This window comes from Aquabacterium sp. (assembly GCF_036273115.1).
Taxonomy (GTDB): Bacteria; Pseudomonadota; Gammaproteobacteria; order Burkholderiales; family Burkholderiaceae_C; genus Aquabacterium.
Genome location: NZ_DASUIN010000019.1, coordinates 84,000 through 106,999 on the forward strand (window position 1 = coordinate 84,000; position 23,000 = coordinate 106,999).

The following is a 23,000-nucleotide window of genomic DNA, read 5'->3' on the forward strand; positions in this document are numbered from 1 at the left end:
TTCAGCCCTCCTGCTTGCGCACCAGCCAGCGTGCGCCCATCAGGTACACCACCCCGAAGCTCACCAAGGCGGCGTACATGGGGCCAAAGCTCTCCACCCCCAGGCCTTTGGTGAAGGCACCCAGGCTGATGAGCTGAAACCACGACGATGGAAAGCCCTTCCCAACCCACAAGGCGGCGCCACTCAAGGTGGACACGGGGTACAGCAGGCCCGAGAAATTGATGGAAGGAATCAGGCAGATGATGGCGGTTGCAAACGTCGCGGCTACCTGGGAGTTCAGGAAAGCGGAAATCAGCAGGCCCAAGGCGGTGCCAGCGAACACGAAGGCCAGAGCCCCGATGGACAGGGCCAGAAAGCTGCCTTTCAAAGGCACACCCAAAGCCACCACACTGAGGAAGACCAGCGTGAGGTAACTCAGCATGGCCAGTCCGATGTAAGGCAATTGTTTGCCGATCAGAAACTGCCCCACGCTGGCGGGCGAGGCATACAGATTGATGATCGAGCCCATCTCTTTCTCTCGCACCACGCCCAGGGCGGTGAGCATGGTGGGAATGATGATGAGTGCCAGCATGATCAAGCCTGGTGTGAAGGCGTAGATGCTGCGGAAGTCCTGGTTGTAGGTGAAGCGGGGTTCGAGTGTGGCCGGCAGTTTGGGCAGGCTCAATCCGGGTTGCTCGCGCGCAAAACGCATGGCGTGTTCAAGCAAGATGCCGCGGGCATAGCCCCGAATGTTCTCGGCGGTGAAAGGTTGTGCGCCATCGATGAACAGGGCCACTTCAGGCCGTTGGCCAGCAATCAACTGGCGTCCGAAGCCAGACGGAATTTCGATGACGAGGCTCACGTCTTTCGTGCGCAAGCGGGCTTGAATGTCCGTGGTGTCTCTCAGTTCGGCTTTTTGCTTGAAGTAGCGCGAACCGTTGAAATGTTCGATCAACTGTCGGCTGTCGAACGTTTGGTCGTGGTCCAACACGGCGAAGTGAATGCGCTGAATGTCAAAGGAAATCGCCAGGGCGGCAGTCAGCAGCAAGATGATGGGGCCCAGCAGAGCAAAGGTCAGTCGAATGCGGTCACGCTTCAATTCAATCGCTTCGCGCCGTGCGAACGCCCACATGCGCGAGGCCCAGTCCATCCAGCCCGACTGGCTTGGCGTGTGGGATGGCTGACTGGCTGCCGAGGGGCCCTGACGGGGTGCTGCAGAGCTGGCCTGACGCGCCGCTTCGACGGTGTCATCGGCCGCTTCCAGGTAGGCGATGAAGGCGGTTTCCAATGAGTCGGCTCGCTGGCTTTCCCGCAAGGCGCGGGGTGCACCGACGGCCAGCACCTGACCGCGGTGCATGAGCGAGATGCGATCGCAGCGCTCGGCCTCGTTCATGAAGTGAGTTGACACGAAAATGGTGACCTGTTCCTGCCGAGACAGTCGGATCAACTGGCGCCAGAACAGATCGCGTGCAGCCGGGTCGACACCCGAGGTCGGCTCATCGAGGATCAGGACTTCTGGCTTGTGCAAGCACGCAGCGGCCAACTGCAAACGCTGGCGTATGCCCACAGACAGCTCGGAAGGCTTGGCCTCGGCATGGTCGAGCAGATCAAATCGTGTCAGTGCATCGTCAATGGCGGTACGGGCTGATTGGCCTTCCAGTCGGTACAGCTTGGCATGCAGGTCAAGGTTCTGTCTGACGCTGAGCTCGTCGTACAGGGAAAACGCTTGAGACATGTAGCCCACACGCATGCGTGTGGTCAGGTCCCGCGCGTCGATGGGCTGCCCAAGCAGGAAGGCTTCGCCTTCGCTGATGTCGAGCAAGCCAGTCAGCATCTTCATGGTGGTGGTCTTACCGCAGCCATTCGAGCCCAGAAAGCCGAAGATTTCACCGCGCTCGATGCGGAAGCTCACGTCTTGCACTGCCACGAAGTCGCCAAAGCGGCGTGTCAGTCCTTTGGCTTCGATGGCAGCCGGCCCGGTGCTGGGCTGAAACGGGGGGATGGTCAGCGCATCGCCGCTGCCGCGTTTGTCCGGGGGCAGCAACGCGATGTATGCGTCTTCCAGCAATCCGCTGGGTGTGCGTGCCAAGACCGATCGCGTCTCGTCATAGACCAGCACACGCCCCTCGTCCATGGCCACGAGGTAGTCGAAGCGTTGGGCTTCTTCCATGTAAGCCGTGGCCACAATCACCGTCATGTTGGGGCGTTCGGCCATCAGCGTTTCAACCAGCGACCAGAACTGCCGACGCGATAGCGGGTCCACCCCAGTCGTGGGCTCGTCGAGGATCAGCAGGTCAGGGTCGTGTACCAGAGAGCAGCACAGGCCCAGCTTCTGTTTCATCCCGCCAGACAGCTTGCCCGCGGGGCGATCGCGAAAGGGCGCCAGCCCCGTAGCCAGCAGCAAGCGGTCAATGCGTTGCTCGCGTTCGTGCGCGGCTTGACCGAACAGGCGTGCAAAGAAGTCGATGTTTTCAAACACCGACAGAGTGGGGTAGAGGTTCTTGCCCAGGCCCTGGGGCATGAAGGCCACGCGTGGTGCCAACTGCTGGCGCATGTCGGCCTCGGCCACATCGCAGCCCAGTACCTTGATGCGTCCACTTTGCAGTCGCTTGACGCCGGCAATCAAGGCCAGCAGGGTGGATTTGCCCACGCCATCAGGCCCCACTAGGCCAATGGTGCGACCCGCAGGGAGCTGCAAATGAACATCGCGCACAGCCACCACCTCGCCGTAGCGGTGGTTGAGTGACTGGATCTCGACCGCGTGCGTCACAGTTTGGGTAGCTTGATGTCGAAGGCGGCAGGCCAGGGCTTCTGTGTGTCGCTGCGCACATAGCCGTTGCCCGTCAGGCCAGCCTTCACGTATTGCGCATACCGGCTGGCAACTTCGGTGGGCACTTGCAGCTTCACGCGGTAAACCAGCTTGTCACGTTCAGTTGCGGTTTCCACGTATTTAGGGGTGAACTGAGCTTCGGCAGCGACGAAGGAAACGTGCGCAGGGATGACGAACTGTGGCGCAGCGTCTAACACCAGACGCGCCTCGTCGCCGACCTTCAAACGACCCGCGGCGGAGGTGGGCAGAAACACGGTCATGTACACGCTGGAGGTGTTGAGCAGTGTGGCCACCCGCCCACCTGAGGGGATGACCGAGCCCGGTTCCACCACACGGTATTCAATTCGCCCACTGACCGGGGCGCGCAAGCTCATGTCGGCAATGGCCACATCCAGGCGCTGAATCTGGGCTTGCGCCTCGGAGCGGGCTGCAGTGGCCTCGCCAATCGCAGCTTGTGCCACCGACACGCCAGCTCGCTCGCCATCGCGTTGGGCCTCGCGCCGTTCGACCTCGGCACGAGATACCAAGGTGTCTTGCCGCAGTTTCACAGTGTGGTCCAGCTCGAGTTGCGCGAGTCGGGCTTGTACCTGCCGCACCTGGGTTTCCGCCTTGGCGCGGGCAATCGCTTGTTGGGCGCGCTCCATGGCGGCGGCTACGGCGGCTTTCTGGGCGGTCAGCTCGGTGCTGTCCTGGCGGGCGATCAGGTCCCCGGCTTTGACAAGGTCTCCCTCTTGGACCGGCAGTTCAACAATGCGACCGGGGTACTTGGCCGCAATTTCAATGCGTTCCACTTCCAGGCGCCCATTTCCACGCACCAAGCCTTCCGGAGTGTCTTGGCGATGAGATTGGTTCCACATCAGCCAGCCGGCTGCGATCAATAGGGTCAGCCCAGCCAGGGGCCATGCAAGTTTCTTGGCGTTCATGGTGCGGGGTAATGCAACAACTGAGCCCGAATGGCCTGGCCAATCGTCTGCAGCAATGCGGTCATGTTCTCTGAGGTGATCTGATTCCACCCCATGCGATGCAAAAGCATCGAGTCGGCCAGACGAATGTACAAAGCTTGATGAATACCCAGGAAGGCCAGTGCGTGTGTCACCGCATCGTCACTGGGGCGGCCGATGATGCGGCCCACGATCTCGGTCAGCACCGACTGGCTGGGCTCGATCACCCGACGATACAGGCAGTCAAAGGCCGCGCCTTGTTCCGCTTGAGCCTTCAGAAAGAAGTGCATCCAGCTCGTAGGGATGTTTTCTGTCAGCACCGTTTGCGCTTGTCCCATCAGGAAGTCGATCACCAGGTCGCACAGTGCGACACGATCTTGTGTTTGAGAGGCAGCCTGACGTAGTGCCGTCAGCCGTTCGGCCTGCCTTGCCTCGATGAAGCCAGCAAGATAGTCAGCCGCTTGTGTGTACAGGTCTTCCTTGGAGCCGAAGTAGTAAGGAATGGCTCCCAGATTCATGTTGGCGGCTTGCGCCAGCATGCGGGTCGTGGCGCCGTCAAAGCCATGTTGGCCGAAGACCTCCAGGGCCGCCTGCAACATTTTTTCGCGCGCCAGGGCGCCTTTGCTGTGGTCGGATGTGTCCAGATCTGTGGGTAGGGCTGCGGCGTTCACGGTGGGGCTCACAACGGGCGATGGGACCGAGCATGCCGCGCCTTTTTAATTCAGTCAATCGTATGAATTGATCTGACTCAAGCTAGCCGCAATCATTCCTGAACTCGGCGCATCATGAACTCGGCGTCCGTTCCGAATGTCAGGAGTTTTGCCTTCAGTGCGGGGGAATCCGCTGGGGTCAGCGTAAAACCGAAGCGTTGCCAGAACGGGACCGAATCCTGCACGGCCACCAATGCCATCTGCCGCAATTGAATGGATTGAGCGAATTGCTGGGCGGTGGCGAACAAGGCCGGGGCAACGCCACAGCCTCGGTGCTGGGGCGCAATGGCCAGATCATGCAAATAGAAGCCAGTGGCGCGGTGGACGGCGGCAATCGGCTCGGTCGAGCCGAGCGCGGGAAGGCGAGGGGACGCGATCTCTTCGATTGGCAAGCCGATCAAGTAGCCCGCCGGGACGTCGTTCACCCAAGCCATCCAACTCCAGCCCGGCGCCGCTTCCAGCTTGCGCGTAAAAGCTTCAATCGGTTCCAGCCAGGCAGGGCCATAGCACGCAGACTGGATCTCACATACCGTTGAGAGATCGTCTGTTGTCAAATTCCTAATATGTGGGATTGTCATTCCGCTTGATTTACGAGATGCTGTGCGGCTTCGTGAACCCACCGTAAACAGGTCCGACTGTGCTGCCTCGTTTCTTGCCAACTCGATATTCTCGCTGCCTGCACGGTTGTCGTGCCGCGGTGTTGGTGGCTGCGGCCTCGGTTGCTGCCAGTCCCGCGCAAGCGGCACTCGATTCTTCGGTTCAGTTTGTGGATGGCGCCAGTCTGGCCTTGGGGTTGTATGACGAAATCGCCCAGCACGTTGATGCCGCCATGGCCACTTGGGGGCGCTATCTCGTAGGCGATGCCCACATCGACGTTGAAGTTCAAGTCACCGATTCCGTGCCCGCTGCAGCGGCGTCATCGCGCGCCAGCAGCTATGTGGGGCAAGTCGGCAGCGTGTACGTTTATGAAGCCGGCATGGCCGTGAAGATCAATCAGGGTCTAGACGTGAACGGCAGCACGCCCGATGTGGAGATCCTGTTCAACCCGAACTATTTGCGCAACGAGCTCTGGTTTGATCCTGATCCCTACCTGCGTCAGGCTTTGGTTCCGCAGGACAAGACCGATGCCATGTCCCTCTTCATTCACGAGATCGGTCATGCTTTGGGCTTCAATGGCTGGGGCGGGCATGTGGACGGTGCTCTGCCGGCCAACTACGCGTCGACGTGGGACATCCAGACTCGCTTCGATGGCAGCGAGCTGTTTTTCACCGGGGCCAACGCGCGGTCTATTTACGGTGATGACGTGCCCGTCACCATCGGCAACAACTACCACATCGGTAATGGATGGGGCGCAGGCGCTGACTTGCTTGACGACGTGATGAATGGGGTGTCGTTCGCACGCGGTGTGCGCTACAACATCTCGCCGCTCGACCTGGCCATCGCGAAAGACCTGGGGCTGCAGGTGCAGGCCGTTCCAGAGCCAGCAACCCTGTCGTTGATGTTGGCCGGGCTGCTGGCCGTGTGGGGCAGCGGCCTGGGCAGACGTCAGATCAATCCTGTTGCATGACCACCCGGGTGTCGACCTGGGTGCTGTCGTCAGGACATTCGGCACTCAGGTCCACGTCGACGTTTTCCATGCGCACCGTGTTGCGGTCGACCATGTAATACCGATAGGTCTCGGGTTTGTTGCCTGAGCCAGGCGTTTGCATGAACAAAGTCTGGTCGGCAGCCCACCACAGCCCCTTGATTTCGCTGACCTGCCGAGTTTGGGCCGCGTCGCTGAAATAGCTGATCACGAATCGGCCATCAGGCAAGCGCTTGATCGTGTGCGATTCAAATTTGCAGCCAGGCTTGGCGTCATGCTGGCCGCGCCATTCACCCACCAAGGCTTTGTCGATTGGCACCTCGTTGGCAGCCATGGAGGCCAGCGGAGACAAAACCAGTAGTACTGAGGCGGAGAGTTTGGCTGCGCGCATGAGAGCGTTCCCTGAATTGATGCGTTTGTAGTTCCGGACAGCTTAGGAAGCGGGATGAATGACGTCAATCCAACGTTCCCCGATCTCTGGTAACGATGTGTTACGGTTGCCCTCTTTGGCTGAGTTTGGTGTGCGATTGCGACAAATCCTGTCGGCGGGAACGAGACTTGCTGCGTTGAACCGAGCGAAAGGAGTGCACGGTGCAGGCGAGTGAAGCGTCCAACGATCCGGATCTGGATCGATTTCTCGATGCGGTTTGGCTGGAAGATGGGCTTAGCCAGAATACCTTGGCTGCCTATCGTCGCGACTTGAACGGGTTGGCGGTGTGGTTGCATGCTCAGCCGGGCGAACCAGGGTTGATTGATGCCACCGAACTGCATTTGCAGGGCTACATGGTCCACCGGCATGGGAGCTCTCAGCCCTCGTCTGTTGGGCGCCGGCTCAGTGTGTTCCGGCGGTTCTATCGCTGGGCGGTTCGTGAAGGCCGCATTCAGGCTGACCCCACCGTGCGTATGGATGCGCCCCGGCAGCGCCAGCGTTTGCCTCATTCGCTGACCGAGCAGCAGGTCGAAGCCTTGCTGGAAGCACCCGACGTGGACGAGCCCATTGGCCTTCGGGATCGGGCCATGCTGGAGTTGATCTATGCCAGCGGCTTGCGCGTGAGCGAACTGGTTTCGCTCAAGTCGGTATTCGTCAGCCTGTCAGACGGGGTGCTTCGCATCATCGGCAAAGGCTCGAAGGAACGTCTGGTGCCCTTTGGTGCCCAGGCAGCCGAATGGTTGACCCGCTACACCGCTTACGCACGTGGCGACATTCTCGATGGCCAGAGCAGCGATGCTTTGTTTGTGACCTCGCGCGGCGGACCCATGACACGCCAGATGTTCTGGAAGCTCATCAAGAAGTACGCGATCAAGGCGGGTATCACCCAACCCTTGTCGCCGCACACCTTGCGTCACGCATTTGCCACGCACTTGCTCAACCACGGTGCCGATTTGCGTGTGGTGCAGATGCTGTTGGGGCACTCTGATATTTCGACCACGCAGGTGTACACCCATGTGGCGCGAGAGCGCTTGCGGCAGTTGCACGAAAGGCATCACCCGCGAGCTTGACGGGGGGGAGGCCTCAGTCGGTTCCGAGCAGGAAGGCGAGTTCGTCTTCGGTGAAGCCTGCGGCCAGACGCGCGGCTTCGTTGAACGGAGGCTTCAATCGCGGCGCTTCATAACGCTTTACCAGTTCCGGATACAGCGTGCGGGCGTCGAGTCCGCGTTGCTGACACAGGTGGTGAAACCAGCGGTTGCCAATGGCGACATGGCCGACTTCCTCGCGCAAGATGATGTCCAGAATCTCGACCGCAGCGGTGTCGCCGGCTCGTGTCAGCTTGTTTTGAATCAGCGGGGTTGCATCGAGGCCACGTGCTTCGAGGGTGCGTGGCACCAGTGCCATGCGAGCCAGGATGTCCTCCTGCGTTTTTTCGCACATGGACCACAGCCCGTTGTGGGCCTCGAAGTCGCCGTAGTCATGTCCCAATGTCTGCAAGTGACCGCGCAGCAGGTTGAAATGCAAGGCTTCCTCCCGCGCCACTTGAATCCAGTCCAGATAGAAGGCGGCGGGCATTTCTGCAAATCGCCAGACCGCATCCAGCGCCAGATTGATGGCATTGAACTCGATGTGACAGATGGCATGCAACAAGGCTGCACGCCCCTCCAGCGTGAACGGCGAGCGGGTCGGTACCTGCTTGGCCTCAACGAGGCGAGGGCGTTCAGGCCGGCCAGGCAGTCGGGCCAGCTGGTCGGCTGTCAGCGTGATGTGCGCTTCGGTGTCGAGTTCACCATAGGCAGCCCCAGGCTCGGGTAGGGCCAGCGCAGCCGCAGCTTTGGCGCCCGGCTCTGCTTCCAGCAAAATGCGTAGGGCCTCATGCCGCAGATCTTGGTGCCCGTGCTGAGCGGCGCTGACCATCATTCCGCCCAGGTGATCGCGCCGGTGTACCAGGTGACCAGAATCAGCGCGCCGAAGGCCAGGCGGTACCAGGCAAAAGGCAGGAAGTTGTGACTGGATACATAGCGAATCAGCCAGCGCACGCACACCCATGCCGACAGGAAGGACAGCACCAGGCCCACGCTGAACAAGGGCACATCGGCCATCGACAGCAGCGCGCGTTCCTTGTAGAGGCTGTAGGCGCCCGCACCAATCAGGGTGGGAATGGCCAGGAAGAAACTGAACTCAGTGGCCGCTTGGCGTGACAGGCCCAGCATCATGCCGCCGATGATGGTGGCGCCCGATCGGCTGGTGCCTGGCACCAGGGCCAGGCATTGAACCAGGCCTACCTTCAATGCGTCGAGCACGGTCATGTCATCTACTGTTTCTACGCGGTAGCGTTGCACCCGGCTGGCCATGCGCTCGGCCCAGATGATGATGAACCCGCCCAGAATGAAGGTCGTGGCCACGACCACCGGGGTAAACAGGTGCGCCTTGATGGCTTTGCCGAACAGCAGGCCCATCACCACGGCAGGCAGGAAGCCCACGATCACGTTCAGGGCGAAGCGCTGAGACTTGGGTTCACTGGTCAGCCCGCTGAGCGTTTCGCGGATGCGTTGCATGTAGACCAGAATGACAGCGAAGATCGCGCCCGTTTGAATGGCAATGTCAAACACCTTGGCCTTGTCGGCCCCGATGTTGCTTGAAAAATCGAGCAGTGACCCGGCCAAGATCAGGTGACCCGTGCTGGAAATAGGCAGGAATTCGGTCAGGCCTTCCACGATGCCCATCAGGGCGGCTTTGATGAACAGCACAAGGTCCACGGTGTTGATCCAGGGTTAACTCGGAAGTCGGCATCTTAGGCCAGCTTTCAGCAGGGGCAATTTGGCGCAGGCCCCCTCAGCCGCAGGGGGCTGACTACACTGCGTCGCATGTTGGATGTACGCACCGAGCAAGCGCGGCTGAACGAAAGCCGCAAACCGGGTTCATGGCCCAACCGATTGGCCCATCTGCACCAGCAACTGGTGCAGAGAGGGCTGCCGGGCCTGGGGCAGCCCTGGCAGGGTGACCCTGTGCCTGCCCCCCACTGGGTGGCGTACAACGCTGCCTTGGCCCGCGAAATGGGATGGCCAGACGATTGGCATAGCCAGTCACACGAGGGCCAGGAGTCGGTACGGGTCTGGTCGGGCAATGGGCTCTGGCCGGGAATGCTGCCCATGGCGACGGTGTACAGCGGCCACCAGTTTGGCGTCTGGGCAGGACAGTTAGGCGATGGCCGCGCGCTGCTGTTGGGCGAGGTGCAAACCGATTTGGGGCCCCTCGAACTGCAACTCAAAGGGGCAGGTGCCACGCCGTACTCGCGCCGAGGTGATGGCCGCGCGGTGTTGCGTTCCTCCATTCGAGAATACCTGTGCAGCGAAGCCATGCACGGCCTGGGGATTCCCACCACGCGGGCGCTGGCGCTGACGGCTTCGCCGCTGCCCGTGCGTCGCGAAACCATGGAAACTGCTGCGGTGGTGACGCGGGTGGCCCCCAGCTTCATTCGCTTTGGCCACTTCGAGCACTTTGCCTACTGCGGCGACGAGGGGGCTGAGGCCACTTTGCAGGCGCTGGTTGACTTTGTGGTCACACACCATTACCCCGAGTTGATCGATGCACCCAACCGCCCATTGGCCTTGCTCGGCGCGGTGGTAGATCGAACGGCTGATTTGATGGCAGCCTGGCAGGCCGTCGGGTTCTGTCATGGCGTCATGAATACCGACAACATGTCGATTCTGGGCTTGACGATCGACTACGGCCCCTTCGGCTTCCTGGATGGGTTCAACCCTGATCACATCTGCAACCATTCTGATTCCCAGGGGCGCTACAGCTGGAACAACCAGCCGCAGATCGGGTACTGGAACCTGCGCGCCTTGGCCAATGCCCTCGTGCCGCTCTTGCCTGAGGTCAAGGAGGATCCAGCGCCAGTGCTCGAAGTGCTGCAGCGCTACGAAACCCGATTCCCTGATGCCATGCGCGCACGCTGGCGAGCGAAATTGGGCTTGCAAAGCGAGCAGGAGGGCGACGGCGCGCTGGCGATCGACTTCCTGCAGATGCTGGCCAAGCACCAGACCGACTTCACCATCGCGTTTCGCCGCCTGTGTGATTTCCGATCCGATGCGCCTGCACAGCATGAGGACAATGCCCCCCTGCGTGACCTGTTCCTCGACCGCGCCGAGTTTGACGCCTGGGCCCAGCGATATGCCCAGCGCCTGGGCCAGGAAAACAGCTCTGATTCTGAACGACGAGATCGCATGCGAGCTGTCAATCCGGTCTATGTCTTGCGCAACCACATGGCCGAAACGGCCATTCGCCGGGCACAATCGGGCGACTACTCCGAGGTTCACCGGCTCGAGCGTTTGCTGAGACAACCGTTTGTCGAGCAAGCGGGTGCCGAGGCCGATGCCGGTTTCCCGCCCGACTGGGCACAAGCCATTGAGGTGTCTTGTTCATCATGAGCGATTACCCCTTCAAGAAGACCGACGCCGAGTGGCGTGCCCAACTGGCACCACTCGATTACCAAGTCACCCGACAGGCCGCCACCGAGCATCCGTTCTCTGGGCGTTACTGGGATCACTTCGAGAAGGGGCGCTACCGCTGTGTGTGCTGCGGGATGGATCTGTTCCAGTCGGACACCAAGTTCGACGCCGGCTGTGGCTGGCCCAGCTTCTGGGAGTCGCTGGACCCGGATTGCATCGAGCGCCTGCGCGACACCAGCCACGGCATGATTCGAGTCGAAGTGCGCTGCAAGCAATGCGGGGCCCACCTGGGGCATGTGTTCGATGATGGCCCCCTGCCCACGGGGGAACGCTACTGCATCAACTCCGCCGCGCTAGACTTCACGCCGGAAGAAACCTGAGCCTTTCGGCCCTCAACATGAAATTCCTGCTTGACCTGCTGCCCGTTTTCCTGTTTTTCGTCAGCTTCAAATGGGCAGAAGGGCACAAAGCCCCCGTGGCCGATTGGATGACCCAGCACCTTGGCTTCCTGGTTTCCGGAGGCGTGGTCGGCGTCACTGAAGCGCCGGTGTTGCTGGCCTCCACCGTGGTCGTATTGGGCACGTTGCTGCAGATCATCATCATGAAGTCGATGCGCAAGCACATCGACAAGATGCTGTGGGCCAGTTTGGCCGTGGTGGTCATTCTCGGGGGCTTGACCCTGTGGTTCCACAGCGAGACCTTCATCAAGTGGAAGCCCACGATCGTCTATTGGATGATGGGCGGAGGCTTGCTGATCGGCGAAGTCTTCATGAAGCGAGATGTGTTGTCCCAGATGATGGGGGGGCAGATCGAGGTGCCCGAGGCAGTCTGGCGGCGCCTGACCTGGGCTTGGGTGACCTTCTTCCTGGCCATGGGCGTTCTCAACCTCTACGTGGCATTCAACTTCTCCACCGACACCTGGGTGACCTTCAAGATGTGGGGCACCATGGCTTTGCTGCTGGTGTTTGCCTTGCTGCAGGGGCTTTACCTGAGTCGTCACATGCAACCGGCCGCCGAGAGCCAGTCCTGATCGTCACCGCACACAACCTCATCGCGCCATGTCCAGTTCTTTTGTGACCGCCCAGCAGATTCAGTCTGCCCTGGAAGCCGCCCTCAAGCCAGCCTCGCTGGTGGTGGAAGACGACAGCCATCTGCATGCTGGCCACGAGGGGGCCAAGTATGGTCGGCACTTCAGTGTCACCGTTCGTGCCGAATGTTTCGCTGGGCTGTCACACGTTCAGCGACATCGCCTTGTGTATGATGCTCTGCGCGATTTGATTCCACAGGGCATTCACGCTCTGGCCATCAAAGCAGAGTCTGTCTGACTTAATCATTAGAAAGTTTTTTCGCTCATCATGAAGACTTCCCGTATCGCCAAGGCTGCTGTGCTGGCCGCCTCGCTGTCGCTGACTGCCCCCCTGGTGCTGGCTCAAAACGTGGCTGTGGTCAACGGCAAGGGTGTGCCGAAGGCCCGTGTGGACGCCATGGTTGACCAGATCCTGAAGCAAACCAAGGGACAGGGTCAGATTCAGGAAAAGACCCCGGATCTGGTTCAGAAGGTCAAGGACGAAGTCGTGCTGCGCGAAATCTACGTGCAGGAAGCGGAAAAGCGTGGTCTGCAGACCTCGGCTGACTACCGCACCCAGATGGAATTTGCTCGCCAGTCCATCCTGATTCGCTCGCTGTTCGCTGACTTCGAAAAGAAGAATGGCACCACCGAAGACGAAGCCCGTGCTGAATATGAAAAGTTCAAGGCCGGCAAGGGTGACAAGGAATACCGCGCTCGTCACATCCTGGTGGAAACCGAAGAGCAGGCCAAGGATCTGATCGCCCAACTGAACAAGGGCGCCAAGTTCGACGACCTGGCTCGCAAGCACTCCAAGGACCCCGGCTCCGCTGAAAACGGTGGCGATCTGGACTGGGCCAACCCCGAGAACTACGTGCCAGAGTTCTCCAAGGCGCTGACTCAGTTGGAAAAGGGCAAGTACACCACCGAGCCAGTGAAGTCGCAGTTCGGCTATCACATCATCGAGCTGGAAGACGTGCGCTCGGCTCAGTTCCCCTCGTTTGACGAAGTCAAGGCTCAGATCATGCAGCACCAGAATCAGGCCAAGCTGCAGAAGTTCCGTGAAGATCTGAAGAACAAGGCCAAGACCGACTACAAGTTCAGCGCCAACTGATCTTGATAGGGGCCGGCTCTCAGCTGGCCCCTTCTGTCAACAGCGCGGCATTGCCTCCGGCAGCTGTGGTGTTGACTGATACCACCTGCTCGGTGATGAACCGCAGCAGGTAGTGGGGGCCTCCGGCCTTGGGCCCGGTGCCGCTCCACCCTGATCCGCCAAAGGGCTGTACGCCCACCACGGCGCCTGTCATTCCCCGGTTCACGTACACATTGCCTGCGCGAGATTGCGAGGCCAGATTGGCTGCGCGTTCGTCCATGCGCGTGTGCACGCCAAATGTCAGACCAAAGCCGCTTGCATTGATTTGCGCCATCAGGCTGTCCAGGTCGGGCGCTGCGGTGTGTGGGCCCCAGCGCACCACATGCAAGATCGGCCCGAAGTGCTCGGCTTTCAGTTGAGAGACCTCGCGCAGGGTGTAGGCGCATGGCGGGATGTAGGTCTCGGAGTCGCCCGCGGGCACGGCTGCGTGGGCGATCTGGTGCACGCCACTGTTGGGGGCATGCGCGAGGTGATTGAGCTCATCCAGATGCGCATGCAGGCGAGCTTGTGCCGCCTGGTCAATGACCGGGCCGACATCGGTGTGCCAGTCGCAGGCGGGGCCCACGTGCAGTGTGGCCAGCGAGCCTGCCAGCAATTGTTCGACCGTGTCGGCGATGGCCGAGTGCACGCACAGCAGCCGCAGTGCGGAGCAGCGCTGGCCGGCACTGCCGAACGCACTGGACAGGACGGAATCGATCACCTGTTCGGGTAATGCGGTGCTGTCGATCACCATGGCGTTGAGTCCGCCGGTTTCCGCAATCAGCGGCAGAATGGGGCGGTCTGCCAGCGCCAGTTGACGCTGAATGCGCTTGGCTGTGGCCACCGAACCGGTGAAGGCCACGCCCGCACAATGCGGGCTGTCAATCAAGGCGGCGCCTGCTTCGGCGCCGGTTCCCGCCACGGCCTGAACTGCATGTGCTGGCACGCCGCAGGCATGTAGCAACCTGACGAAACGCAGGCCAATGCGAGGTGTGACTTCGGCCGGCTTGGCGGCCACCGTGTTGCCCGCCACCAGTGCGGCCATCACTTGTCCTCCAAAAATGGCCAGGGGGAAGTTCCAGGGGGCAATGCACACGAACACACCACGGCCGCGTGCGCGCCAGGTGTTGCGCTCACCGGTCGGGCCGGGGAGTTCGGTGTCGTTCAGGCTGAGGCGGGCTTGCTCAGCGTAGTAGCGGGCGTAGTCAATTGTCTCGCGTACCTCTGCGAGCGCGTCGGCTGCCGTTTTTTTGCCTTCCACCATGAGGTCGGCCATCCACGACACCAGATCCTGTTCCATGGCTTGCGCCGTTCGCTCGAGAATCTGGCATCGGGCCTCCAGTGGGGTGGATTCCCATTGCGGCCAGGCGGCATGCAGTTCAGCCATGATGGCACTCGCCTGAGCGCCAGACGTCATCGGGGCAGGGTGGCTGGTACCCAAGGCCTGATGGTGAGCCAAAGCGTGTTCCACCGCACTTCGATGAAGATGCGTGGACAGGTCCAGTCCGGCGGCATTCTGGCGGGTCGGGCCGTACAGGCGATGGGGGCTGGGCAGCGACTCAGCCTGGGCTTGCTTGTGCATGTGCGCCATGTGCGAGGGCGACATCAGCAGCATGTCGATCGAGACAGCCGGGTCGGCCAATTGGTGTACGAAGGAGGCGTTGGCGCCGTTTTCCAGCAGGCGTCTGACCAGGTAGGCCAAGAGGTCTCGGTGAGCTCCTACAGGGGCGTAGACCCTCAGCGCAGGGGCATGGGCTTCGTTGAGGCGCATGGCCTGGTAAATGCGCTCGCCCATGCCGTGCAGCCGTTGGAATTCGAACGCGTCTGGGGGAACTTGCGCTTGCTCGCTCAGGTGCAACACGGCGCCGATGGTGGCCGCGTTGTGGGTGGCGAATTGCGGGTAGATGAGGTCGGTGTGAGCCAGTAGTTGATGCGCGCAAGCCAGGTAGGACAGGTCGGTGTGGGCCTTGCGGGTGAACACGGGATAGCCGGGTAGACCCAGCTCCTGGGCTCGCTTGATTTCTGAGTCCCAGTAGGCGCCCTTGACCAGTCGAATGGTGAGTCGACGCTGATGACGTTGAGCCAGGTGCACCACTGCCTGGATCATGGCGCTGGCGCGCAACTGGTAGGCTTGGATAGCCACTCCCAGGCCAGACCATTCGCGCAAGGTGGTGTCGTGCTCCAGCGAGGTCTCCAGGGCACTCAGCACCGCCAGTTGCAGCTCGAGGCGATGCGATTCTTCCGCATCAATCGTGAGCATGATGTTTCGGCGTGCCGCCTCGGTGACCAGTGGCAGCAGGCGTGGCATGAGTTCTTGTAGAACCTGGTGCCGCCGAGGTGCCTCAAAGCGTGGGTGCAGCGCTGAGAGTTTGATCGACAAGCCGGGGCGTTCGCGTAGCGCAGGCGAGTCGGATGCGGGCCAGTCGACCTGACTGATTTGTTTCAGGGCGTCTTGGTAGGCCTGAAGGTAGCGGTCGGCATCGGCCCAGGTGCGGGCGCCTTCGCCCAGCATGTCGAAACTCCAGGTGGTCAGATGCCGCTCTTCGCGGTCGATGCGAGACTGTTTCAAGGCCAGGTCGGTGGCCTCTTCAATGGTTTGCCCCAGCACGAACTGTTGCCCTAGCGTTTGCAAGGCATGCAGGGTGGCAGACACCACGGTGCGTTGGCTCAGGCGCTGCAGGAACTGGGTCTGGTCTCCTTGCATGATCTGGCTGGCCAGATGCAGCAGGCGAGCGCTGAAGCCTTCCAGCAGGGGGTGAGTGGTGTGGTTGGCCTCACTGGCGTGCTGGCTGAAGTCAGCCTGCTTGAGCTGATCGGAGAGCAGCAAGGCCATCGTGTCCTGATCCGGAACCCTGAGCAGCGCTTCGGCCAGCCGCATCAAGGCCAAGCCCTCCTGGCTGGATAGCGGGAAGGCCTGTAGGAGCGACTCCATGGCCCAGAACGCTGGCGGCGATTGCCGCACGGCTTGTACCCAGTGGGCACATCGGGTGCGGATCAGTGGCCAATCGCCTTCGTGCAAGCCTTGAGCGGCCAGTTGGGCTACGACCTCGTCTTCGTCGTCCCAAGGCAGGGGAAGACGGTCGCTGTCATCAATCTGGTGGATTTCCGGGTGCGGCGCATTCACGGTGGGCTCCAGTCAGTGACTGAAGACAGCCTAGCGCCTTGCGGCGGCCAAGTCCACCAGAGAAATGCGGGGAGAGGGCGGCAGACTGTGTCAAACCGCGCAGTGTCGCGGCCGTCTGCCTCAGGCCCTGGGGGTCAGCGCTTCTTGAAAACCAGATCCCACACGCCGTGGCCGAGCTTCAGGCCGCGGTTCTCGAACTTGGTCAAGGGCCGGTAAGCGGGTTTTTCAGCAAACCCTTCGGCCGTGTTGACCAAATCTGGGTTGGCACTGAGCACCTCCAGAATTTGGTGAGCGTAGGGCTCCCAGTCGGTGGCGCAGTGAATGTAGCCGCCAGGGGCCAGTCGCTCTACCAATTTGGCCACCAGGGGTGCCTGAATCAGGCGGCGTTTGTGATGGCGCTTCTTGTGCCAGGGGTCGGGGAAAAAGATGTGGACGCCAGCCAGAGATGCGGGCGAGATCATGTTGTCCAGAACCTCGACGGCGTCGTGCTGGACGATGCGCAGATTGGTCAGGCCCTTTTCACCAATGTGCTTGAGTAGCGCACCCACGCCGGGTTCGTGTACTTCACAGCCGATGAAATCGGTGTCGGGCAGGGTTTGGGCAATCTTGGCCGTGGCATCGCCCATGCCGAAGCCGATTTCGAGTACCACGGGAGCCTGGCGGCCAAACACCGCTTGGGTGTCAAGCAGGGTGTTTTGGTAGGGCAGGCGGAAACGTGGGCCAAGTTCCGCCAGGGCGCGCGCCTGGCCCTCGGTGGTGCGGCCAGCCCGCATCACGTAGCTGCGAATGGTGCGGGGGTGCTCAGGCAAGCCGGCTTCGCCAGAGGTGGTATCGCCGGGCAGAGAGGGGTCAAGGGATTCAGAGGTCGACATGGGGAGAGATTGTCTCATCAGCTGCCCCCTTGTATGCAGGGGCGGAACATCCCTGTATCACGCCCCCGTAAACGGGGGTCGTGATATGTCGTGCCAAATTCCTTTTTGACTCCACCCTAGGGTCAATCCCGGGTGTTTTGTGTGCCGAATTTCTCGTGATGTCGGCATCATCAAGGGAACACATGACAATTCTTTCGAGGTGGGTGGATGGTGTCTTTCCTGTTCAGGGCGCGGGCTGCAGCGGTGGTGCTTGTCGCAGCAGGGGCCGCTTCGTCTGCTTCCGCACTGACGGTGTCGCTGCCCACGACCTTCGTCAAGGCTGATTCGGTTTTTCAGTTGTCGGAACTGGCTGTGGATGCGTTGGCCGCATCGGGTTCAACCATTTCCCCTTTGGGGAATGCTTTCGGGGTTGCCAGTGCAACGCAGGCCTTCGATTTGCCGGTGACCCACGTTGACGTGTCGGTAGGCCTGTTTCCTCCCTCGCTCAAGCCCTTGTCTGGCGAGGCGACGGGCTCGGCATTGCTGATCAGTCGGGGCAGTCGCAGCATGGCCTTGGCCAATTTCCAGATCGACTTTGCAGCGGAGAAGGTCAATGCCGACATCATCTCCAACGGCATCGTCACCAAAGGGGTCTCCATCTATGACTTCGATGTGGCCACACCCCTGACCATCGGCCTCAACGGTTTGACCCTGACCATGAAGGAGCAGTTGAACCATCTGGTGCTGACCTCTGATGCCTTGACTGCGATGGCGTCGGCACTGAACCTGAACAAGGTGCTGCAGGCTCCGCTGAAAACGCTGGATTTCGGCACCATCAACATCGACATTCAAGGTGCACTGCGCTGGCCCGTGAGCGACAAGCCTTTCACTGTGGCGAATATGCCTGCGGTGCCTGAGCCTTCCACCTGGGCCATGATGGCCTTGGGCCTGGTGGGCGTGGCGTGCGCGGCACGCAGGAAGATTGCGAACTGAGTCGGGTGGCTGGAACACGCTAGAATGCGCCGAGGTTGAGTTCACGACGAACTCGGCTTCACCCTCAGAGCGGGTGTAGTTCAATGGTAGAACGCCAGCTTCCCAAGCTTGATACGTGGGTTCGATTCCCATCACCCGCTCCACAGTTCCCCCGGCTGATGTCTCCTCTGATGTCGGCACCCAGGGGCTGCAGAGCGCCATTTGATTCCTGACAGACCATGGCCTCGCTGAACGCTTTTTCACCCTCCTTCAAAGTCTCTGCCCTTGCTGGCGCTGGTTTGTTGCTGGCTGCGATGCTGTCTGCCTGTGGCGGCGGTGGCGGAGACAAGAGTTCGCCGGCTTCGCCGACCAACTACACCGGCGCGGACAGCAGCGGACGCGTGGCTTACACCTGGGGTTTTGATAACGGCGCCAACGTGGCCCCCGGGCGGACGTTCTTGCCCACGCCGGGCGCCGAAGCGGTTCGTACTCTGACGACTTGCATCAGCACATCGCCTACCTGCCAAGTGCAGGAAGTGCCGGGCAAAGTCGGGACGGCGCTGCATTTCGACCCTGCTGCTGAGCAAAGTTATGCCTGGTTGGCGGGCGGGTCGTCGACCGCCGTTTGCTCGGGAAACGTGCTGCAGTTCAACCCCTTTGGATACTTCAATGCAGCCGGTCGCGCCGACTCGCGCATGACCGTGGCCATGTGGGTGCGAGCAGACAAGATTGACACGACATCGGTGTACCACCTGTTTGGTACGCAAGAGCCTGTTTACGAGGGGCGAGACGCCTCGTTCCATGTGCGCTTGGTCGATGGCAAGCCCACCCTGTCGATGTATCCGGACAGCGGTTTTGGTTGGGAACCCGATTTTGTCGTTCAGGCGCCCAATGCCATTTCGGCGGGTGAATGGCACCACATTGCCGTGACCTACAACGACATTCACGCCATGGTGTATGTGGACGGGTTGGTGGTGGCACAAGCCGATCGCCAACAGCCGGATGACAAGATCAAGCGCTCGGCAATCAATGAGTCGTGTCTGCCGTACTTCCTGGGCGGCATCACCACCTACGGTTTTACCTCTGGCACCACCAATGCGGTGAAGTCGAAAACCGGGCTCGGTTATGTGTTCCCGGGTGCGATTGACGAACTGGTGTTCAGCAACCGCACCTTTGACGGCAATGAAATTCTGAAACTGGCCGGCAAGGCCTCTTGATTTTCAGCAACAGCCTTCAGACGAACAGCCAGGCCAGCAGACCACCAATCAGCACCCATTTGCCCACGTAATAGGCGGTGCGGTTGGTCTGCTTGAGCGCCTTGGCTTTCAGGCGCACGGCGTAGAAATAGCCAAACAGCTTGTTCAGAGCCCCAATGCGCTCGCCTTCCACGTTCTGCGTGGCCGAAGCCGTCATCACCAAGCGGGCGAACAGGCGGTTGATCCAGCGCACCACAGGGGTGTAAACCGGGCGCTCCACGTCGGCAAACAAGATGATGCGTGGCGCCTGGGTGGCGTTTTCGGCGTGGTGGATGTAGGTTTCGTCAAACATCACCACTTCACCGTCTTTCCAGTGATAGCGCTGGCCGTCTACCTCGATGTAGCAGGCTGGGCTGTTCGGGGTGATCAGGCCCAGGTGGTAGCGCAACGAGCCCGCATAGGGATCGCGGTGGCGAACCAGGGTGGCGCCAGGGGGCAGCGAGGCAAACATGGCCGCTTTGATGCCGGGAATCTGGTTGAGCAAGGCCACGGTTTTGGGACACATCTGCTGAGCAGAGGGCATGTCGGTGCCGTACCACTTCAGGTAAAAGCGCTTCCAGCCAGTGCGGAAGAACGAGTTGAAGCCCATGTCGGTGTAGCCATCGGCGGCCTTGATGCGGCCGTGGCCATCGAGCTGAAGGGCTTCTTCCCGAATGACCTGCCAGTTTTCCTGAAGCACTTTCAGCTCGGGAAAGTCTTTCGGGTTCAGGTAGGGCTGGCTGCCGACCTTCGAAAACAACACCATCAGGGAGTTGAAAGGGGCAATCAGCACCGTGAAATCGGTCAGTGCGCGAACCCAGCCGAAGCGCACTTTGCCCCGCAAGTGGGCGTGCAGTGCCGAGGCAACGAAAATCATCAGCACCCAGTGGCGGGTCTCCAGGTGGGGTAGTGCAGAAAGCCAGTTCATATTGGGCACGCAGATCAGGGCATCACAGAGGCGTCAATGATAGAGGCCAATCCTATAATCGCAGGCTTCGCCTGACGCGTTGTGCGTCGAGCCCCAGTTTCGGAAACATTCATGAAAGCCGCAGACATCCGCAAGACCTTCCTGGAATTCTTCCAGTCCAAGGGCCACACCATCGTGGCGTCCAGCCCCGTGGTGCCGGGCGACGACCCCACGCTGCTGTTCACCAACGCGGGCATGAACCAGTTCAAGGACGTGTTCCTGGGCTTCGACAAGCGCCCCTACACCCGTGCCACCACCTCGCAAAAGTGCATTCGCGCGGGCGGCAAGCACAACGACCTGGACAACGTGGGCTACACCGCGCGTCACCACACCTTTTTCGAAATGCTGGGCAACTTCAGCTTCGGTGACTATTTCAAGCACGACGCCATCCAGTACGCCTGGGAGTTGCTGACCACCCAGTTCAAGCTGCCGAAGGAAAAGCTGTGGGTCACTGTCTATCAGGAAGACGACGAGGCGTACGAGATCTGGAACAAGATCGTGGGCGTGCCCGCTGAGCGCATTGTGCGCATTGGCGACAACAAGGGCGGCCGCTACATGTCCGACAACTTCTGGATGATGGGCGACACTGGTCCTTGCGGCCCCTGTACCGAAATCTTCTACGACCACGGCCCAGAAATTCCTGGCGGCCCTCCCGGCAGCCCCGATGAAGACGGCGATCGCTACATCGAAATCTGGAACAACGTCTTCATGCAGTTCAACCGCACGGAAGACGGCGTGATGCACCCGCTGCCCAAGCCTTCGGTGGACACCGGCATGGGCCTGGAGCGCATTGCCACGGTGCTGCAAGGCAAGCACAGCAATTACGAAATCGACATGTTCGCCAACCTGATTGAGGCGGTTCGTAATGAACTCTTCAAGGTCGCGGCAAACGACGAGTTCTTGGCTGTGATCACGGACCGCTCGCAGGTCGTTCCATCGATGAAGGTCATCGCCGACCACATCCGCGCCTGCTCTTTCACCGTCGCCGACGGCGTCATCCCCAGCAACGAAGGCCGTGGCTATGTACTGCGTCGCATCACCCGTCGAGCCATCCGCCACGGCTACAAGCTGGGCGCACGCACCCCGTTCTTCCACAAGCTGGTGACCGCACTGGTGGCCGAGATGGGCGACGCCTATCCTGAACTGCGCCAGAACGAAAAGCGCATCACCGATGTGCTGAAGACCGAAGAAGAACGCTTCTTCCAGACCATCGCCAACGGCATGGAAATCCTGGAAGGTGCTTTGGCTTCGGGTACCAAGCAGGTGGACGGCGAAACCGCCTTCAAGCTGCACGACACCTACGGCTTCCCTGTTGACCTGACTGCCGACGTATGCCGCGAGCGTGACGTGACCGTGGACCAGGCTGGCTTTGACGCCGCCATGGCACGCCAGCGCGAGCAAGCCCGTGCCGCAGGCAAGTTCAAGATGGCCGCAGGCCTGGAATACACCGGCACGGCCACCACCTTCCACGGCTACGAGCACCTGAGCGTGGAAGGCGCCAAGGTCACCGCCGTGTACGTGGACGGCGCTGCGGTGGAACAAGCCAATGCGGGCGACGATGCCGTCATCGTGCTGGACAACACCCCGTTCTACGCCGAGTCCGGCGGCCAATGTGGCGATGCCGGTGAACTGCGCAACAACACCAGCCGCTTCCTGGTGGAAGACACCCAGAAGATCCAAGCCGATGTGTTTGGTCACCATGGTCGCGTGGTCGAAGGCGCCATCAAGGTGGGCGATACCCTCGCTGCCAAGGTCAATGGCGACCTGCGCGCCAAGACCGTGCGCAACCACAGCGCCACCCACTTGATGCACAAGGCCCTGCGCGAAGTGCTGGGCGATCACGTGCAGCAAAAGGGCTCGCAAGTCACCGCTGACCGTACCCGTTTCGACTTTGCCCACAACGCCCCGATGACCGACGAGGAAATCCGCGAAGTGGAAGAAATCGTCAACGCTGAAATCCTGGCCAACGCCGATGCCCTGGCCCAAGTCATGGCACTGGAAGACGCGCAGAAGTCGGGCGCGATGATGCTGTTCGGTGAGAAGTACGGCGAAACCGTGCGCGTGCAGACCATCGGGTCATCCAAGGAACTGTGCGGTGGTACCCACGTCAAGCGCACCGGTGACATCGGTCTGTTCAAGATCGTGGCCGAAGGCGGCGTGGCCGCTGGCGTGCGCCGTGTCGAAGCCATCACGGGCTCCGCGGCGCTGGCCTACACCCAGAACCTGGAAACCACGCTCAACGGCGTGGCCGCCCTGATCAAGTCCACCACGCAGGAAGTGCCCGCTCGTGTGGCCGCGGCGATGGACCAGATCCGCGCACTGGAAAAGGAAATCGCCGCCCTCAAGGGCAAGCTGGCTTCCAGCCAGGGCGACGAGCTCATGGCCAAGGCTGTGGACGTGAACGGCATCAAGGTGCTGGCTGCCACGCTGGAAGGCGCGGACGCCAAGACCCTGCGCGAGACCATGGACAAGCTCAAGGACAAGCTCAAGACCGCTGCCATCGTGCTGGCCGCCGTGGACGGTGGCAAGGTGCAACTGGCTGCAGGCGTGACCGCCGACAGCACCGGCAAGGTCAAGGCCGGCGAGCTGGTGAACTTTGTGGCCCAGCAAGTGGGTGGCAAGGGCGGCGGCAAGCCCGACATGGCCATGGCCGGTGGCACCGATGCCTCCGGTTTGCCCGCGGCCCTGGCCAGCGTGCAAGCTTGGGTGGCCGAGCGCGTTTGA

Annotated in this window: 20 protein-coding genes and 1 tRNA gene; 11 read left to right on the plus strand and 10 right to left on the minus strand. The window is 61.0% G+C overall.

Annotation, left to right across the window (positions count from 1 at the left end):
- Position 1 precedes the first annotated feature (1 nt).
- The 4 genes from rbbA to VFW72_RS07335 form a co-directional block, all read right to left on the minus strand.
- On the minus strand, positions 2 to 2,749 hold the full coding sequence (gene rbbA, locus VFW72_RS07320; protein WP_329673627.1) for a ribosome-associated ATPase/putative transporter RbbA: 2,748 nt from the start codon (positions 2,747 to 2,749) through the stop codon (positions 2 to 4).
- Positions 2,746 to 3,732, minus strand: a complete 987-nt coding sequence (locus VFW72_RS07325; RefSeq protein ID WP_329673628.1) for an HlyD family secretion protein — start codon at positions 3,730 to 3,732, stop codon at positions 2,746 to 2,748. Before VFW72_RS07325 ends, rbbA begins: the two co-directional genes overlap by 4 nt.
- Positions 3,729 to 4,421 carry a CerR family C-terminal domain-containing protein gene (locus VFW72_RS07330; RefSeq protein ID WP_329673629.1) on the minus strand — a complete coding sequence of 231 codons (693 nt, stop codon included), beginning with the start codon at positions 4,419 to 4,421 and terminating at the stop codon, positions 3,729 to 3,731. Before VFW72_RS07330 ends, VFW72_RS07325 begins: the two co-directional genes overlap by 4 nt.
- Positions 4,422 to 4,513: 92 nt before the next feature.
- Positions 4,514 to 5,038 (minus strand): GNAT family N-acetyltransferase, encoded by a 525-nt coding sequence (locus VFW72_RS07335; protein ID WP_329673736.1) that lies wholly within the window; start codon positions 5,036 to 5,038, stop codon positions 4,514 to 4,516.
- Positions 5,039 to 5,112: 74 nt separating this feature from the next.
- Here VFW72_RS07335 and VFW72_RS07340 point away from each other — a divergent pair, with 74 nt between their 5' ends.
- The gene (locus tag VFW72_RS07340; RefSeq protein WP_329673630.1) at positions 5,113 to 6,027 is read left to right on the plus strand and encodes a PEP-CTERM sorting domain-containing protein; all 915 of its coding nucleotides are present in this window, start codon (positions 5,113 to 5,115) and stop codon (positions 6,025 to 6,027) included.
- Here VFW72_RS07340 and VFW72_RS07345 read toward each other — a convergent pair.
- Positions 6,011 to 6,436, minus strand: coding sequence for a hypothetical protein (locus tag VFW72_RS07345; protein WP_329673631.1), 426 nt, complete (start codon positions 6,434 to 6,436; stop codon positions 6,011 to 6,013). The genes VFW72_RS07340 and VFW72_RS07345 overlap by 17 nt on opposite strands.
- Positions 6,437 to 6,636: 200 nt before the next feature.
- On the opposite strand from VFW72_RS07345, the gene xerD reads away from it, so the two are divergent.
- A complete protein-coding gene (gene xerD / locus VFW72_RS07350) occupies positions 6,637 to 7,545 on the plus strand; it encodes a site-specific tyrosine recombinase XerD (protein WP_329673632.1) in 909 nt (302 codons plus the stop codon).
- A 13-nt stretch (positions 7,546 to 7,558) separates the two neighbouring features.
- Here the strand turns inward: xerD and VFW72_RS07355 are convergent, their stop codons facing one another.
- Together VFW72_RS07355 and VFW72_RS07360 are read right to left on the minus strand one after the other, a co-directional pair.
- The gene (locus tag VFW72_RS07355; protein ID WP_329673633.1) at positions 7,559 to 8,395 is read right to left on the minus strand and encodes a ferritin-like domain-containing protein; all 837 of its coding nucleotides are present in this window, start codon (positions 8,393 to 8,395) and stop codon (positions 7,559 to 7,561) included.
- Positions 8,392 to 9,234 (minus strand): undecaprenyl-diphosphate phosphatase, encoded by an 843-nt coding sequence (locus VFW72_RS07360; protein ID WP_329673634.1) that lies wholly within the window; start codon positions 9,232 to 9,234, stop codon positions 8,392 to 8,394. The genes VFW72_RS07355 and VFW72_RS07360 overlap by 4 nt, the downstream gene beginning before the upstream one ends.
- A 108-nt stretch (positions 9,235 to 9,342) precedes the next feature.
- Here VFW72_RS07360 and VFW72_RS07365 point away from each other — a divergent pair, with 108 nt between their 5' ends.
- The 5 genes from VFW72_RS07365 to VFW72_RS07385 are packed head-to-tail and all read left to right on the plus strand — an operon-like array spanning position 9,343 to position 13,109.
- On the plus strand, positions 9,343 to 10,908 hold the full coding sequence (locus VFW72_RS07365; RefSeq protein WP_329673635.1) for a protein adenylyltransferase SelO: 1,566 nt from the start codon (positions 9,343 to 9,345) through the stop codon (positions 10,906 to 10,908).
- Positions 10,905 to 11,309, plus strand: a complete 405-nt coding sequence (gene msrB / locus VFW72_RS07370; RefSeq protein WP_329673636.1) for a peptide-methionine (R)-S-oxide reductase MsrB — start codon at positions 10,905 to 10,907, stop codon at positions 11,307 to 11,309. The genes VFW72_RS07365 and msrB overlap by 4 nt, the downstream gene beginning before the upstream one ends.
- A gap of 17 nt (positions 11,310 to 11,326) precedes the next feature.
- Positions 11,327 to 11,959, plus strand: coding sequence for a septation protein A (locus tag VFW72_RS07375; RefSeq protein WP_329673637.1), 633 nt, complete (start codon positions 11,327 to 11,329; stop codon positions 11,957 to 11,959).
- 28 nt (positions 11,960 to 11,987) lie between these two features.
- On the plus strand, positions 11,988 to 12,254 hold the full coding sequence (locus VFW72_RS07380; protein ID WP_329673638.1) for a BolA family protein: 267 nt from the start codon (positions 11,988 to 11,990) through the stop codon (positions 12,252 to 12,254).
- A gap of 30 nt (positions 12,255 to 12,284) precedes the next feature.
- Entirely contained in the window at positions 12,285 to 13,109 is an 825-nt protein-coding gene (locus VFW72_RS07385; protein WP_329673639.1) for a peptidylprolyl isomerase, read from the plus strand.
- A gap of 19 nt (positions 13,110 to 13,128) precedes the next feature.
- Here VFW72_RS07385 and putA read toward each other — a convergent pair whose 3' ends face one another.
- Together putA and trmB are read right to left on the minus strand one after the other, a co-directional pair.
- Positions 13,129 to 16,251 carry a bifunctional proline dehydrogenase/L-glutamate gamma-semialdehyde dehydrogenase PutA gene (putA, locus tag VFW72_RS07390; RefSeq protein WP_329673640.1) on the minus strand — a complete coding sequence of 1,041 codons (3,123 nt, stop codon included), beginning with the start codon at positions 16,249 to 16,251 and terminating at the stop codon, positions 13,129 to 13,131.
- 134 nt (positions 16,252 to 16,385) lie between these two features.
- A complete protein-coding gene (gene trmB / locus VFW72_RS07395) occupies positions 16,386 to 17,024 on the minus strand; it encodes a tRNA (guanosine(46)-N7)-methyltransferase TrmB (RefSeq protein ID WP_414638785.1) in 639 nt (212 codons plus the stop codon).
- A gap of 306 nt (positions 17,025 to 17,330) precedes the next feature.
- On the opposite strand from trmB, the gene VFW72_RS07400 reads away from it, so the two are divergent.
- From VFW72_RS07400 to VFW72_RS07410, 3 genes are all read left to right on the plus strand, one after another.
- Positions 17,331 to 18,095, plus strand: a complete 765-nt coding sequence (locus VFW72_RS07400; protein ID WP_329673642.1) for a PEP-CTERM sorting domain-containing protein — start codon at positions 17,331 to 17,333, stop codon at positions 18,093 to 18,095.
- 69 nt (positions 18,096 to 18,164) lie between these two features.
- A tRNA-Gly gene (locus VFW72_RS07405) sits at positions 18,165 to 18,238 on the plus strand.
- Between the two features lie 75 nt (positions 18,239 to 18,313).
- Entirely contained in the window at positions 18,314 to 19,291 is a 978-nt protein-coding gene (locus VFW72_RS07410) for a LamG-like jellyroll fold domain-containing protein (protein WP_329673643.1), read from the plus strand.
- A 16-nt stretch (positions 19,292 to 19,307) separates the two neighbouring features.
- Here the strand turns inward: VFW72_RS07410 and VFW72_RS07415 are convergent, their stop codons facing one another.
- Positions 19,308 to 20,237 carry an aspartyl/asparaginyl beta-hydroxylase domain-containing protein gene (locus VFW72_RS07415; RefSeq protein ID WP_329673644.1) on the minus strand — a complete coding sequence of 310 codons (930 nt, stop codon included), beginning with the start codon at positions 20,235 to 20,237 and terminating at the stop codon, positions 19,308 to 19,310.
- 111 nt (positions 20,238 to 20,348) lie between these two features.
- Here VFW72_RS07415 and alaS point away from each other — a divergent pair, with 111 nt between their 5' ends.
- The gene (gene alaS / locus VFW72_RS07420; protein ID WP_329673645.1) at positions 20,349 to 23,000 is read left to right on the plus strand and encodes an alanine--tRNA ligase; all 2,652 of its coding nucleotides are present in this window, start codon (positions 20,349 to 20,351) and stop codon (positions 22,998 to 23,000) included.